Source organism: Chryseobacterium sp. ON_d1 (assembly GCF_006829085.1).
Taxonomy (GTDB): Bacteria; Bacteroidota; Bacteroidia; order Flavobacteriales; family Weeksellaceae; genus Chryseobacterium.
On the sequence record NZ_BJTC01000001.1, the window covers coordinates 593712 to 608165 of the forward strand.

Here is a 14454-nt window from a genome sequence, read left to right on the forward strand (position 1 = left end):
TCATTATCAAAATGATATTATATTAGAATCTTAAAGTTGCTGCAACAGACCAGGTTCTTCCAAAACCAAGGAATCCTGTATTACCGTCTGCAACCCCCTGATACACTCTGCCAGCTTCCTGATACGTTTTTCCTGCATCCGGGCCATTAGCGATTTTATCGCCTGCAAAAATATTGGAGCTTAATTCAGAAATATAATATTTGTTGAATAAGTTGTATACGTTAGCTCTCAATGTTAAAGACTTTTTCGTATCCAATGTGAACTTGTAAGAAGCCCCTACATCAAATAAATGATAGCTCGGTAACTTTACAATTCCTTTTTCTCTTGCGGCTTCCGTAAGGAAATTGATCGGGTTGAACTGTGCATAAAGCTTGTCATAATATTCCCAGTTGGCATCAATACTGAAAGCTTTGGTAATATTATAATCAGCTCCGATGCTGGCTGTTGTCTGGGCTGCATCTCCAACCTTCAGGTCTTTAATATTGATCGTTCCGGTTGCTCCTGCAATTTCCTGGTTGTTCTGAACATCAAGAATATTAAAGTTGGCGTTTCCTTTGTACTTCCAGTTCCCCAATGATACCATTCCTCTCAATCTAAGATTAGTGAAAGGTCTTGCTTTTGCTTCCAGTTCAATTCCCTGGTGTAGCTGCCCAACGTTCAATGCATTATAGAAATAAGCATTTCCAAGGGTTAGCTGAGAGAATTTGGCAACATCTGCAGCCGTAGCATTGAATGTTCTTGAAATGAATCTGTCATCCCACTGTGTTCTGTAAGCGTTGATATTCACATCCACATAACGGGATTTGAAACCGTAACCTAACTCTACAGAGAAGATTCTTTCATTCTTCGCATCATTGTAGATGTTCTGGTTTGAAGGAAATAATGCGTTGAATAACGGCTGTCTTGAGATAACCCCTGTATTGAAAAATACATTGTGGTGATCGTCAATATTATAATTGGCACCTCCTTTTACAATATAACCCGTTTTGTGATACCATTTTGTTTCCTGGTTTCCAGGTGTGTACAGCATATAATCTCTTCTCTTGTAATATTGCTCGGAAACAGATCCCTGAACAGATGCACTTAGCTTTTCAGAGCTGTATTCAACCATTCCGTAAATACCTGCCCATTTTACCAGACCTTCGTTGTGGATAGATACTTTCTGAGCATCTTTAAGTTTGGTAAGCGGTTCCGGTTTTACAGTTTGATTGATGTAATATCCTTTTGGGGCATTGGCTGTACTTGGAACGAATAATGCATCAGATCCTAACATGTCAGTCACAATGTCATACAATGCACCTTTGTACGTTTTAAGGTCAATCCCTCCGTTGAAAGTCCAGTTGTTTTTTTTGTAATTAAGGTCAGCAATCACTCCATACCAGTCATGAGCATTGATACTCTGCTTTCTTACGATACCGCTGGTTCCGTTAAGAGTAGAAACATACTGTCCGTTGTAGTCACCAGGAGAACCTGCAGGTGCCGTAAAGGTAGATTTCTGGAAAGTATTTCCATTATAATCTGTTACCATTCCGCCTCTGTTGTAACGGTAAATCATATCCCAGTTGATCGTACCGTCTCCGCCTGCACCATAATTCATGAAGTTCATAGTTTGTCCTGCAGCGTTTTTGATAGAACCGTTAAGTCCTGTACCTCCACCACCACGTCCCCATGAACCGTAAACAACTGTAGATAACTTAAGGTTATCATTCATCGTCCAGTCCCAGTTCAGGGATGCGATAGGCTTATGGTAGAAGTTAGGAGCTAGGTTGAATTGAGAACCGTTTAACATTCCTGTTTGCGGGTTGTATCTTCTTCCATAGGTTTCAAACTGCTGCAGTGTTGCTACGTTCGCTCCGGTGGCAGAAGATCTTCTTGTGTCGTGTACCTGTGGTGCCCCGGTTGCGATTAAATTGAAAGCATGTTTTTCATTAGGCTTAAATCCTGTTGAGAAAAACCATGAGTAACCTTCTCCTTTCGTTCCATTGATGTATCCGTCACCTTGCCAACGGGAAAGCAATACGGTTGTTCCCCATTTGTTTTTTAATCCTGAAGAGTACATTGCAGAAATTCTGGAGTAGTTATCATTACCTACTTCTCCTTTGATCATTGCTTTTTGCTCAGCATCGGTAGCTTTGGTGACAATATTGATGGTTCCTCCTACAGATGGAACAACAAATTTAGAAGCTCCCAAACCTCTCTGGATCTGAATATTGCTGGCAATATCCGCTAATCCCGTCCAGTTGGACCAGTACACGGTACCTCCCTGCATGTCATTCACCGGCTGCCCGTTGATGATTACTGCAATGTTGGCACCATCAAAACCTCTCATGTTGATTCTGCTGTCTCCAAATCCTCCACCTACTTTAGTGACGTAAACGGATGGAGTAGACTTCATAATCTCAGGGAATTCTCTGTTTCCCAGTTTCTCCTGAATTTCTGCTGCCTTGATGTTGGAAACTGCAACAGGAGTTTTTCTCTCTTTGGCTGTTTGGGAAAGGTTTCTACCCACCAACATCACCTCATCAATAGATTTGGATTTTTCTAATGAATCCTTCGTACTCTGCCCGTAATACAAGGCCGCCGTAGGTAATACAAGCGCTATAATTAGACGCTTTTTAAAAATAATGCTCATGAAATAAACTAGCGTGTTTGATTTTAAGGCTGCAAAGATGAATAATTATTTTTTAATTAAGTATTAAATCTTAACGAAGTGATTTTATTCAGTTTTTGAATCATGCTTTATGACTCACTTTTTTATATATGTTAATTATTTTACATCTTTAGTTTACAATTTGTTATACAAGAAAGTGGTGGGAAAAGCGGTTTTTTTTAACGGATAAAAATAATTATGCGGTTCTCCACATTTTTAAATAAAACCCAATATTATTGTAGAATATATTATAATAATAGCTAAGTAATAAAAGCCATAGATGACTTGAATCATAATTCTTATACTGCTGTTTCGATAACTTGTATCATCATTTTATTCAAAATCGTATTATTTATGAAAAAAAATTTTTTTGAAAGATTTTCAGATCGTGTCGTTTGTATTACAGGAAGTCCCGGTGCTTTTATTACGGCAAGTGTACTGGTTATTGTATGGGCTGTTTGCGGACCTCTTTTCAGTTATTCTGAAACCTGGCAGCTTGTTATCAATACAGGGACCACAATTGTAACTTTCCTGATGGTATTTCTGATTCAAAAAACCCAGAACAAAGATTCCAAAGCTATTCAGATAAAGCTTAATGAACTGATAGCATCCTATGAAAAAGCCAGCAACCGGCTGGTTGATATTGAAGATCTGACGGAAGAGGAACTTGACCGGCTTCACAAATATTATGAAAAGCTGGGGCAGCTGTCCAAAGAACAACAATATCCGAAGGATTCTGAAAAAGAACAATAGCCGGGAAAGTCCTGATATATAAAATACAATCAATGATTTTAAAACCTTCACAAATTGCTCACGCTGATTCATTATCAGTGAAATCATTAGTGCATTTCGTCATAGAACTTGAAAAGCTCTTTAAGCGTATAGGAGAGTACCTGCTTTCGGGAAATGAAACCGTTTCGACAGCCGAAAGTGTTACTGCTGGCTTCCTGCAGTTTTCGTTTTCCCAGATGAAGGATGCCTCTCAATTTTTTAAAGGCGGCATGACAGCTTATACTTTAGAAGAAAAAGTAAATCTTCTTGATGTAGATGCTCTGGAAGCCAGACAATATAACTCTGTATCTCCTCATATTGCTGAAACAATGGCGTTGCAGGTAGGTAAACTCTATAAAACAGACTGGTCTATCGGAGTAACGGGATATGCTACTCCCGTGGAAGAATCACAAGGAAAGCTTTTTGCTTACTTCTCCATTGCTTACAAAGGAAAAGTTGTTCTTTCTGAAAAATTAGATCTGCATTCCAGAACAAAGTCTGTTAATGCTCAACTTTATTACAGTGAATTCATTCTGGGATGCTTTAAGCTGGAACTAGATAAGCACCGGAAAAACAAAGAATAAACTTATTTCAATAATCACTATAATCACACCTATGAAAGATTTACAATTGAAAAATAAATCTGTCCTCATTACAGGAGCAGACAGCGGAATTGGTAAAGCCATAGCTCTTTTGTTTGCGAAAGAAGGAGCTGATATTGCATTTATACACTATCATGACGCCAAAGATGCTCAAAAAACAAGTCAGGAAATTGAAAAACTGGGTCACAAAGTTCTTTCATTTGAAGGAGACATTAATGACAGTTCATTCTGCAAGACTGTTGTTAATGAGGTCGTTTCAAAATTCGGTGGAATAGATATCCTGATTAATAATGCCGGGACACAGGTTCCGTGCAATGCTATAGAGGATCTCAAAGAAAAAGATATCCGTAAGACTTTTGATTCAAACATTATTGGAATGATCCTGCTGACAAAATTTGTATTTCCCCATTTAAAAAAGGACGGTATCATTATTAATACAACCTCTGCCACCGCTTATATGGGGCATGAAGAACTACTGGATTACTCCGCAACCAAAGGAGCCATTGTTTCGTTCACACGCTCACTAGCACTTCAGGCTAAACCGAAAGGAATACGCGTGAATGCCGTAGCGCCCGGACCTGTAGCCACACCGCTTACGGAAAATACATTCGGAGAAGAGGATGAGGATCAGGATAAACCGCCTTTAGAACGTAATGCCTCTACTGAAGAAGTGGCAGCAAGTTTTTTATTTCTTGCTACAGAGGCTTCCACACAGTTTACCGGGCAGATTCTTCACCCGAATGGCGGCTTAATGGTTAACGGTTAATCATAATATATGAACGGGGTTATGATTCAGTTTTTCCATTGGTACCATCCGGGAAACCTTTGGAATGAGTTTGCTGAAAAAGCAGAATATTTAAAAGATCTGGGGTTTACTGCTGTCTGGTTTCCTCCTGCCAATAAATGCAGTCTCAATATGGAAGGACGTGGCTATGATGTCTATGATCTTTATGATCTGGGAGAATTTGATCAGAAAGGAAGCATACAACCCGGTACGGGACGAAAGCTGAATATTTAATGGCTATAGAGAAAGCGCATGAGGTGGGAATGTCTGTGTACGCAGATATTGTTTTAAACCATAGGATGGGAGGAGATGAAGAAGAAAAGATGGTGGTGCATCAGCTGAATGAAGAAAACCGTAATGAAAGAATCTCAGAAAATATGGAGGTTTCGGCCTATACGAAATTTACTTTTCCGGGAAGAAAAGGAGTGTATTCGGACTTTATATGGGATTATCACTGTTTCAGCGGTATTGATTATGTGATCAGAGAAGGAGAGGAGCTGAAAGGTGTTTTTAAAATCCATAATGAATATGGTGAGGAGTGGACAGATGCCGTAAGTCATCAGTTTGGTAATTATGATTATCTGATGGGTGCTGATATAGAATACCGTAATCCTTATGTTGTGGAGGAAATGAAAAACTGGATCAGATGGTATATGGATACAACAAAGGTTGACGGGATACGGCTGGATGCTTTAAAACACATTTCTTCAGACTTCCTGAAAGAATGGACTCAATACATAAAGACAGAAATTAACCCTGAATGCTATATTCTGGGAGAATTCTGGAAAGACGAAGCCGAAAAAATTGAATATTTCTCTGATCAAATGACTGATCTCATTTCCTGTTTTGATGCGCCGCTGCATTATAATTTCTTCAGAGCCTCAGACGAAGGTAAAAATTATGATCTGAGTGGAATATTAAAAGGAAGCTTTCTGGAAAAGAAGCCCGTTTTCTCTGTTTCCTTTGTGGAAAATCATGATACGCAGCAGCTTCAGGCTCTTGAGTCTGCGGTGAAAGACTGGTTCAAGCCCTTGGCTTATGCTATTATTCTCCTTACTGACGAGGCTTACCCCTGTGTATTTTATCCTGACCTTTTTGGCGCAGAATATATTGATATAAAAGAAGATCAGGAAGTACATATCATCATGCCGAAAGTAGAGGAACTTCCCGGTCTCCTTGAAGCAAGAAAGCTTTTTGCATACGGTAAGCAGATTGATTATTTTGATCATCCCAATTGCGTAGCTTTTGTACGAACTGGAGATGAAGAACATTCGGGATGCGTTGTGATCATGTCTAACAGTGAAGAGGGGTATAAAGAAATAGAACTGGGAAAAGAACAGGCAGATTCAGTCTATATTGATTTCTTAAAGAACCGTCACGAAGAAATTGCGGCTGATCAGAGTGGAAAAGCTGTATTTCGGGTAAATTCCGGTTCGGTAAGTGTATGGGTGGAAAAACAAACACCGTAATGGTTTACGAATTTGCAGGTTTCTATCCTCTGCATATATCTTCCAATAGTATCTCCGGAAGTTTTAGGTACCACATCTTAATATTTCAGGCAAAAATGGTCTTATAGTTGCAGATTTATCACCAATCAATCACTAAAATATTATATTATGGAAACTAAAACGGCAACCAAAAAAGCTCCTGCCAAAAAAACGACAACAGCGAAGACATCAACTAAAACTCCGGCTAAAAAAAATGCAGCCAAAGGTTTGGAGGATCTTTTTGAAGATTCCCTGAAAGACATCTATTGGGCTGAAAAAGCACTACTGAAAGCATTACCTGTAATGATGAAAAATGCAACCGATGAAAAACTTAAAAAAGGCATCGATAAGCATATCAGTGAAACGGAAGGTCATGTTGAACGATTGGAAGAGTGTTTTAAAGCATTAGGTAAAAAAGCTCAGGCAAAGAAATGTGATGCCATGCAGGGGTTGCTTGATGAAGGAAAAAGCATTATGGAAGAGACGGAACCCGGAGCAGTAAGAGACGCTGGGATCATTGCAGCAGCACAAAAAGTTGAACATTACGAAATTGCAACCTATGGTACATTGGCAGCATTTGCCAAAGTATTGAAAGAAGAAGAATGTCTTAAAAACCTTTTAAGTACACTGGAAGAAGAGAAAAAATGCGATGAACTGCTAACAAAAGTTGCTGATACCAATCTTAACAGCAAAGCAATATAAAAGTACTCATTGATTATAGGAAAGGAAACTGATATTTTGGTTTCCTTTTCTATTTTATTGAGGTTCTTTAAACTTTTATAACCATTATTTTGATCATAAAGGTACAAAAGTTTTAAACACTTAAATTTTCAGAACCCAAACTTATGCGTAATAAATACCCTAAGTTTTGTAAAAATCTTTGATTTTCATCTTATGTGAACTTTTCTGCGGTATCATTTTAGGCTTATTTAAGTGAACTCATGTGTTTTAAAATGAAACCTTTTGTGGCTTTTGTGGTTGGTAAAGTTTAAACAACTTTATCATTTCAATAATTTATTCAGAAAAGATAAATAATAGTTTTGGTTTGTTTTGTATCAGTATTAATATATTTGCAGATATAATTTGTATCGGGTTTTTTTTGATCCTGGAAGAAAACAGGAGAGATACAAATTTTTATTATTTAAAAATGTAAAATATGACTCAACTCAGCTTGTTTGATTCTGAAGAACTGTATGAATTTCCAAAAGATCTTCTGGAGTACAGAGCGCATTTCCTGAGTCAGAAAGAGGCTGGCGAACTTAAGGCCCATCTGCTTGAAACTGCTCCCTGGAAGCAGCGTACCCAGAAAATGTATGATAAGACGGTCTTAACGCCACGGTTAACTGCATGGTATGGTGACCCAAAAACTGATTATCCATTAGGAGACGGTGAAGTGGAGAATAATCTCTGGACACCTGAACTGTTTTCTTTAAAGGAAAGGATAGAAAAAATATTTGGCTATCAGTTCAATTCCGTATTGCTCAATCTTTACCGTGATCATAATGATTCTGTTGCATGGCACAGGGACAAGGAAAGCCGATACGGGAAACGCCCTGTGATTGCATCATTAAGCTTAGGACAGACCAGAAACTTTGATTTCAGGAAAAAGGATCATCACCAGAGCAGATACAGCCTGCCACTTCCTCATGGTTCCTTATTGATTATGAAGGGAGATCTGCAGGAGCATTGGGAACACCGGATTGCCAAATCTGCTGTTTCTATGAAAGAGCGTATTAATCTGACATTCCGATTGGTTCATCAGTTGTAGGGTGTTCATTTATAATGTTTTATAACTGGTCTGATCTGTTTTTGGCAGATAAATTGTTGCTTTTTATCAATAGTCATTATGACTTCATGTCTATCACCACTTAAAATTTATTATTATGAAAAATTTTGTAGTTACACTTTTTGCACTGGCTGCATTGACGGCCTGCAAAAAAAATGAACCCACATCGTCCGCTCAGTCTGCGGAAAGTACAACAGTATCTCCGCCAGCTGAATCGGGCATGACAGTAAATGATTCTGCCAAAATATCTGAACCTAAAAGTCAGACGGCTTCTCTGGGCGATCAGGATAAAAAGTTTGCAGATGCTGCCGCTATAGGAGGATTAATGGAAGTTATGATGGGGAAACTGGCCGCCACAAATGCTGAGAATTCAGTAGTGAAATCTTTGGGAGCAATGATGGTAACAGATCATACCAAAGCGAACGATGAGCTTAAGAAATGGGCTTCAGCAACAGGTTATACTTTGCCTGCCACCTTAGATGCCGAAAAGCAGAAGATGTATGATGATCTGAAAGCAAAGAAAGGAAAAGACTTTGACAAAAAGTATACGGATCTCATGGTAAGTGATCACAAAGAAGATGTAGAAGCATTTAAAAAAGAAGCTTCAGAAGGAAAAGAAGCCTCCTTAAAAGCATTTGCCGGTAAAACTCTTCCGACATTAGAGCACCATCTGAAGGAATCAGAAAAAGCTAAGAGTACGGTACATTAATGTATCATAAATTTCTGACTTTATGACCTGCATCATAACATGGGCAGAATATATTAGATATTTTTGAAATGATTAAATATTATTTTGTTCTTGATTATTAAGCTCCTCTTTTTAAGGGGAGTTTTTTATTGATTATTCTTTCTTTTTATATTCTTCAATTTTTTTAAACTGCCGATAAGAACTTTTCAAATTGCGAAGTTGCTCAGATACAATGGCAGTAGTCTTTTCACTAAGATAACCTGTATCCAGTGCATTTTGATAAGCTTCTATAGCTGCTTTTTCGCCAAACACTACATTTTCCAATGTAGACTCTACCAGATTACCCATCGTAAATGAGTTTTTTATATCGATCCATGTTCTGTGAACAGCTCCGGCTATGGATGGAGAATCCTCAGGAGCACCTTGTTTTTCTGTGATCAGATTGATCAGCTCATTTTTCATGATTTTCGATTGAGAAATCATATGGTCATATTCATCTTTTACGTCAGGGTACATTTCCCAGACTTTTCCTTCTACCTTTTCAAAACCTTCTATCCGGTCATTGGTGATGTGAAGCAGATCATTAAGTGTTGATATTTCCTGTTGATTATTCATAATATAATTTTTGAAAGGGTTCAATCAGCTAAATTATCAATTGTTTAATGGAATATTTATAATCCTGATCATATACCATCTATTTCAGGATTTGCTTTAACTATAATTTTGAACATGAATGCAACTTCAGCTGTCAGAAATTTAAACTTAATATAAATTTAATATGATTGCCATAGCTTTTGGATACTTTTGCATCATTGAGATTTGGTTTCAAAAGACATTTAAAAGGATGGATCATTTTAAAGAAATATATTCCGGTTACAAGCACAGGGTGTATTTTTTTGTGGCAAAATACCTTACGGAAGAGGAAGATATTGAAGAAATTGTTCAGGATATTTTTATGCATGTCTGGAAACATCTATCCAAAAAGCATTCTCCGTCAGAAATCGAAGCACTTATCTTTAAAGCTGCCAAACAGGAAATCTCCAATTTTTACCGCAAAAGAAAAATGATCTTTGTTCCTCTTGAAAGTTCTCCGGAAAATCAGCAGGAAGAAGAGAGCTCAGAAATTGAAAAGCAGCTGCAGCAGGAAGACCAGCTCAAAAAGATAGAAAGTCTTCTGGAACAGGTTCCAGAGAAAAGCCGGGAATTTTTCATTAAAAATAAAATCCAGAATCTCAGCCTTTTTATGATCGCCCAGGAAAATGATATTTCCAAAACAGCCGTGGAAAAGCATGTCAATAAAGTATTGAAGTTTCTGAGAGCGAATTTGAATTTTTTCTTCTAAATATTCAGTTTATATGAATATCATATTGGTATTAAGCCCTCATTTCCGCTTTCTGTTTGATTGAGAATATTTTTCAAAGATTCAGTCTTAAAAATTCCCTTGGTAACGTTTATCCATAATTTTCAACATTTATGCTGCATTACCCAATATGAACAAATCGTTAAATCAAAAAAATAGGGGTTGACGATTGTATACTTCCTGCGTATTCTCTAATAAAGATCAAAAAGGAGAGTATGGATTTCGAAAACCAATGGAAATCGGTCAAAGAAGAAAACCGGAAAATGAAGGATTCGGCAGATCAGCGGATCTGGAATGGACTTGAAAATAAAATCCGATCCAGAAACAATACGAAACGGCTGTTATGGGCTGCGGCTGTTCTTTTACCTTTATTTACGGTGATCACATTCTTGACTGCAGGCAGTGAAAGCAACTCTTCGCATGATGATCTGATGGTTTTCAGAACGGAAAAGAAACAAAAAGAATTTACACTGCCTGACGGAAGCAGAATTACACTGGAACCGGAGAGCGAGTTGAAGCTGGCTGAAAATTTCGGAAAAAAGGGCAGAAATGTTTCTTTTAAAGGGAAAGCCTTTTTCAGTGTTGCTAAGAATAAAGCATTGCCGTTTATTATTGATGCGGACGGATTTAAGGTAAAAGTATTAGGAACAAAATTTTTGCTTGACCAGAGATCTGAGGATAAAAAGGTTTATTTAAAAGAAGGAAAAGTGAAAATTGATTATCAGGGTCGTACAACATTCCTTTTGCCCAAGGAGACCTGGCTTGCTGATAAAGACGGAACCGAAAAACATTTCTATGATAAAGATGTTGTAAGAACATTTGATTTTAATGAGGTAAAATTCGGGCAGGCAATTGCTCAGCTGGAGAAGACTTATAATATTTCCATCACATATCCTCAGCAGTATCAGGAAAATGTAATAAACGGAGATATTACCGGAGATCTGTATAAAGCAGCAACAACAATAGGATTTCCATTCAGTCTTAAAATAAGAAAAGAATCAGAGCATCATATCATTTTAGAAAAATAATGCACCGGTAATTGGGGTTACCGATGCATTGAATATAATCAGTCAAATAACAACTAATTTCAGCAAATCTATGAAAAAAACAACAATTAGCATGATGTTGTTGGGTCTTTTGTGTGCGCCACAGTTTTCCTACGCAGAAGCTAACAAATGTTTTCAGCAGTCCGTCAGTCAACGGAAAACGCCTTTGATTAAAATTTTTGAAAAACTTTCCAGGGAACATGGCGTAAAATTCTTTTATTCGGTTTCTGACCTGAAAGATATTCAGGTGGATGAATCCCAGCTTAACTATCGATCTCTGCCAGCATCTTTAGATTATCTTAAAAAAAATGTCGGTCTGGATTTTAATGTAGATCAGAAAACAGTCACTGTACGTCTCAATCAGAAAGCTATGGCTGCCATTCGGGAAAATAATGCCATTCAGTCTGCAGTATCTTTAAATCCGATAAAAGACACGGTAAAATCCAGAGAAAAAAACATTGATGAGGTTGTTTTGGTGGGCTATGGGAAACAAAGCAAAAAAAATAACTCAGGGTCTATTTCTTCTATTGATGAGAAGCAGATGAAAGGGGTGGCATCCAGTAATTTTGGAGATATTATCGCAGGAAAGGCAACGGGGGTTCAGATTACCCAGGCCAATGCAACGCCGGGAGGTTCGCCATCAATCAGAGTACGGGGAATCGGGACGTTAACTGCAGGCTCCAATCCTTTGATTGTGGTAGATGGGCTTCCTTTAACTGAAGGTTCCAATCTGAATGCTATTGATCCCAATTCCATTGCAAAAATCGATATCCTGAAAGATGCCGCTTCAGCAGCCATTTATGGTTCCAGAGGAGCGAATGGAGTCATCATCATCGAAACAAAACAGGGAAAAAAGGGAAGGATGGCCATTTCTTTTGATTCCTATTACGGAATGCAGATGAGAAGTGATAATGTGAAATTGGTGAATGCTTATGATATGGCTACTTTTCTGAAAGAAGCCAGAGACAACAATTATCTTTCTAAAGGAAGCAACAGAAGTATTTCTGATGACAATGCCACAAGAATAAGCAAAGGAGCCTCTTTAAGAGAATTAATTCCCGATTATCTGGCGCCTTATCTGGCCAAGCAGCCTGGATTGACAGACACCGACTGGCTGAATACGGTCATGAAACCGGCACCCATCAGCCAGACTTCACTGAATATTACCGGTGGAAGTGATAAAAGTAAATATGCTTTTACCATGACCTATTTTAATCAGAAAGGATTGGTGATCGGGACGGACTACGAAAAATTTTCCACCAGTGTTAACCTCTCCACCGACCTTACAGACAAATGGAAAGTAGGGGTTACAATGACTCCGTCTTATGCAACAGGGACAGTCAACGCTGCAGAAAACTCCAGAAGCTACAATCCTTTACAGATGGCTACAGCCATGTATCCTTTTTTTAAACCTTACAATGATGACGGAAGTCTTGCCATTTCCGGGCAGATTTTAGGAAATACTGCTACTGACGGAGCATTGGTAGAAAATCCCGTTGCTGTTCAGAAAATGACTGACAGAAAGTATACTTTATTTAAAACCTTCGGAAATATTTTCACTGAGCTTGAACTGCTGAAAGGTCTGAAATACAGATTATCAGTAGGAGGAGATTATACAAATTACGAATATAATTTCTTTGATCCTTCTACAGTAGGAGCCTACAGAGCAGCAGCTCCGGATGTTACCTTTGCCAACAGAACAGAGTATATCCGAAAAAATTATTTAATTGAAAACTTACTTTCATTTGATAAAAAGTGGGGTTCGCACAGAGTGGATGTCATTGCCGGGCAGTCTTTTCAGCAGGAAGATAATACTCAGCTTTTAACAGAAGCTACAGCTTTTCCGGATAACAGCATCCGGAATATTGCAGGAGGAACTTCGTTTAAAAATACTTTAACCCAATATAAATGGCGGTTACTGTCTTATTTTACCAGAGTTAATTATACATTCGACAATAAGTACAACCTGATGGCCTCTTATCGTCGTGATGGCTCTTCACGCTTCGGGAAAAACTCTAAATGGGGAGATTTCTATGCATTTTCAGCCAGCTGGACAATAAGTAACGAAAATTTCTTTCCCGAAAATACATTGGTGACAGATCTGAAATTCAGATACAGCCTTGGAAGTAACGGAAACAATCAGATTCCCAACTTCGGAGCTCTTTCATTGATGAATCCGGATAATTATAACTTTGGCGGAGCTTTGGTACCGGGGTATACCACGGCAACGGCCCCCAACCCGAATATTTCCTGGGAAAAGTCCAGATCAAACAACTTCGGGATCGACTTTTCTTTGTTTAAAAATATACTGAACATTTCTGCAGACTATTATATTCTGAACAGGGATGGGTTGCTGTTGGATGTTCCGGTTCCGCAACAGTCCGGCTTCAGTACATCCCTCCAAAATATTGGGAAGATCAAAAATTCCGGCTTTGAGTTACAGATTGCTTCAAAAACTTTCAAAATTGCCAATGACTTTACTTACTCGGGAAGCTTTAACTTTTCGACCAACAAAAATGAGGTTCTGGCTTTAGCAAATGGGCAGAACCAGATCATAACAGGAGAAAATAACTTTTCAGTGACGAAAGTGGGCAGTTCTATTGGTGAAATGTATGGTTACAATATTATCGGAATTTATAAAAGTCAGGATCAGATCAACAATTCGCCACATATTACCGGAACCATGGTCGGAGATTATATTATGGAAGACCTGAACGGAGATGGGAAAATTGATGTTAATGATAAAAGAAGCTTTGGCAGTGGTGTTCCAAAATATATTCTGGGCTTTAACAATAATTTCAGATATGGTCTTTTTGAGCTGAGCTTCTCATTATACAGCGAGATTGGTAAAAAGATCTATAATGCTGATGCAGTCACCACTTTAGAATCCGGAGAAGGTTTCGGAATGGCTTCACAGTATTATTTTGACAACCGCTATAATGCAGTAACCAATCCCAATGGCTTTTTTGGGATGCCGAATATGAACTTTTCCAATAACAGGAAAGAAGCCAGAACCTCAAACTTATATTTTAAAAATGCAGATTATGTAAGATTAAGATCACTGCGACTGGCTTTTAACTTCCCTAAATCTATGCTGGGAAATATAGGCCTGGAGAATGTACAGATTTATATGGTAGGAAATAACCTTTTCACCCTGTCAAAATACAAAGGAATGAATATAGATGCTACGTCTGACAATGTTCTTACCCAGGGTTTTGATCAGGCCTATTATCCTGTTGCTAAAATTTACTCTATTGGTTTTAACCTTCAATTTTAAAAT

General features: G+C 38.1%; 13 protein-coding genes. 11 read left to right on the top strand and 2 right to left on the bottom strand.

The genetic code is table 11. The features are described 5' to 3' along the window. Positions 1-22: 22 nt before the first annotated feature. A complete protein-coding gene (locus CRS_RS02545; protein ID WP_142722511.1) occupies positions 23-2632 on the bottom strand; it encodes a TonB-dependent receptor in 2610 nt (869 codons plus the stop codon). 372 nt (positions 2633-3004) lie between these two features. Between CRS_RS02545 and CRS_RS02550 the strand changes: the two genes are divergently transcribed. The 8 genes from CRS_RS02550 (at position 3005) to CRS_RS02580 (ending at position 8789) form a co-directional block, all read left to right on the top strand. After that, on the top strand, positions 3005-3403 hold the full coding sequence (locus CRS_RS02550) for a low affinity iron permease family protein (protein ID WP_142722512.1): 399 nt from the start codon (positions 3005-3007) through the stop codon (positions 3401-3403). 32 nt (positions 3404-3435) lie between these two features. Next, positions 3436-4005, top strand: coding sequence for a CinA family protein (locus CRS_RS02555; RefSeq protein ID WP_142722513.1), 570 nt, complete (start codon positions 3436-3438; stop codon positions 4003-4005). Positions 4006-4036: 31 nt separating this feature from the next. After that, positions 4037-4789 carry an SDR family oxidoreductase gene (locus CRS_RS02560; protein WP_142722514.1) on the top strand — a complete coding sequence of 251 codons (753 nt, stop codon included), beginning with the start codon at positions 4037-4039 and terminating at the stop codon, positions 4787-4789. 21 nt (positions 4790-4810) lie between these two features. After that, complete coding sequence (locus CRS_RS24730) at positions 4811-5041, top strand: alpha-amylase family glycosyl hydrolase (RefSeq protein WP_262711771.1); 231 nt, start codon at positions 4811-4813, stop codon at positions 5039-5041. Beyond that, positions 5041-6276, top strand: a complete 1236-nt coding sequence (gene amyA / locus CRS_RS02565; RefSeq protein ID WP_262711772.1) for an alpha-amylase — start codon at positions 5041-5043, stop codon at positions 6274-6276. The genes CRS_RS24730 and amyA overlap by 1 nt, the downstream gene beginning before the upstream one ends. Before the next feature lie 147 nt (positions 6277-6423). After that, a complete protein-coding gene (locus tag CRS_RS02570) occupies positions 6424-6996 on the top strand; it encodes a ferritin-like domain-containing protein (protein ID WP_142722515.1) in 573 nt (190 codons plus the stop codon). 454 nt (positions 6997-7450) lie between these two features. After that, complete coding sequence (locus tag CRS_RS02575) at positions 7451-8062, top strand: alpha-ketoglutarate-dependent dioxygenase AlkB (protein WP_142722516.1); 612 nt, start codon at positions 7451-7453, stop codon at positions 8060-8062. A gap of 115 nt (positions 8063-8177) precedes the next feature. Further along, positions 8178-8789, top strand: coding sequence for a DUF4142 domain-containing protein (locus CRS_RS02580; protein WP_142722517.1), 612 nt, complete (start codon positions 8178-8180; stop codon positions 8787-8789). Positions 8790-8921: 132 nt separating this feature from the next. Here CRS_RS02580 and CRS_RS02585 read toward each other — a convergent pair whose 3' ends face one another. Further along, on the bottom strand, positions 8922-9383 hold the full coding sequence (locus CRS_RS02585; RefSeq protein ID WP_142722518.1) for a PA2169 family four-helix-bundle protein: 462 nt from the start codon (positions 9381-9383) through the stop codon (positions 8922-8924). Positions 9384-9612: 229 nt separating this feature from the next. On the opposite strand from CRS_RS02585, the gene CRS_RS02590 reads away from it, so the two are divergent. The 3 genes from CRS_RS02590 to CRS_RS02600 all read left to right on the top strand — a co-directional run bounded on the left by CRS_RS02590 (position 9613) and on the right by CRS_RS02600 (position 14451). Then, positions 9613-10110, top strand: a complete 498-nt coding sequence (locus CRS_RS02590) for an RNA polymerase sigma factor (RefSeq protein WP_172616981.1) — start codon at positions 9613-9615, stop codon at positions 10108-10110. A gap of 233 nt (positions 10111-10343) precedes the next feature. After that, on the top strand, positions 10344-11156 hold the full coding sequence (locus CRS_RS02595; protein WP_142722520.1) for a FecR family protein: 813 nt from the start codon (positions 10344-10346) through the stop codon (positions 11154-11156). Between the two features lie 70 nt (positions 11157-11226). Next, positions 11227-14451 (top strand): SusC/RagA family TonB-linked outer membrane protein, encoded by a 3225-nt coding sequence (locus CRS_RS02600; protein WP_142722521.1) that lies wholly within the window; start codon positions 11227-11229, stop codon positions 14449-14451. Positions 14452-14454: the final 3 nt, after the last annotated feature.

What these genes read in the sequence shown, in the direction of transcription:
- amyA (WP_262711772.1), top strand. Translation starts at nt 5,041, where the DNA reads ATGGCTATAGAGAAAGCGCATGAGGTGGGAATGTCTGTGTACGCAGAT.
- CRS_RS02550 (WP_142722512.1), top strand. Translation starts at nt 3,005, where the DNA reads ATGAAAAAAAATTTTTTTGAAAGATTTTCAGATCGTGTCGTTTGTATT.
- CRS_RS02585 (WP_142722518.1), bottom strand. Translation starts at nt 9,383, where the DNA reads ATGAATAATCAACAGGAAATATCAACACTTAATGATCTGCTTCACATC.
- CRS_RS24730 (WP_262711771.1), top strand. Translation starts at nt 4,811, where the DNA reads ATGATTCAGTTTTTCCATTGGTACCATCCGGGAAACCTTTGGAATGAG.
- CRS_RS02560 (WP_142722514.1), top strand. Translation starts at nt 4,037, where the DNA reads ATGAAAGATTTACAATTGAAAAATAAATCTGTCCTCATTACAGGAGCA.
- CRS_RS02570 (WP_142722515.1), top strand. Translation starts at nt 6,424, where the DNA reads ATGGAAACTAAAACGGCAACCAAAAAAGCTCCTGCCAAAAAAACGACA.
- CRS_RS02590 (WP_172616981.1), top strand. Translation starts at nt 9,613, where the DNA reads ATGGATCATTTTAAAGAAATATATTCCGGTTACAAGCACAGGGTGTAT.
- CRS_RS02555 (WP_142722513.1), top strand. Translation starts at nt 3,436, where the DNA reads ATGATTTTAAAACCTTCACAAATTGCTCACGCTGATTCATTATCAGTG.
- CRS_RS02575 (WP_142722516.1), top strand. Translation starts at nt 7,451, where the DNA reads ATGACTCAACTCAGCTTGTTTGATTCTGAAGAACTGTATGAATTTCCA.
- CRS_RS02600 (WP_142722521.1), top strand. Translation starts at nt 11,227, where the DNA reads ATGAAAAAAACAACAATTAGCATGATGTTGTTGGGTCTTTTGTGTGCG.
- CRS_RS02580 (WP_142722517.1), top strand. Translation starts at nt 8,178, where the DNA reads ATGAAAAATTTTGTAGTTACACTTTTTGCACTGGCTGCATTGACGGCC.
- CRS_RS02595 (WP_142722520.1), top strand. Translation starts at nt 10,344, where the DNA reads ATGGATTTCGAAAACCAATGGAAATCGGTCAAAGAAGAAAACCGGAAA.
- CRS_RS02545 (WP_142722511.1), bottom strand. Translation starts at nt 2,632, where the DNA reads ATGAGCATTATTTTTAAAAAGCGTCTAATTATAGCGCTTGTATTACCT.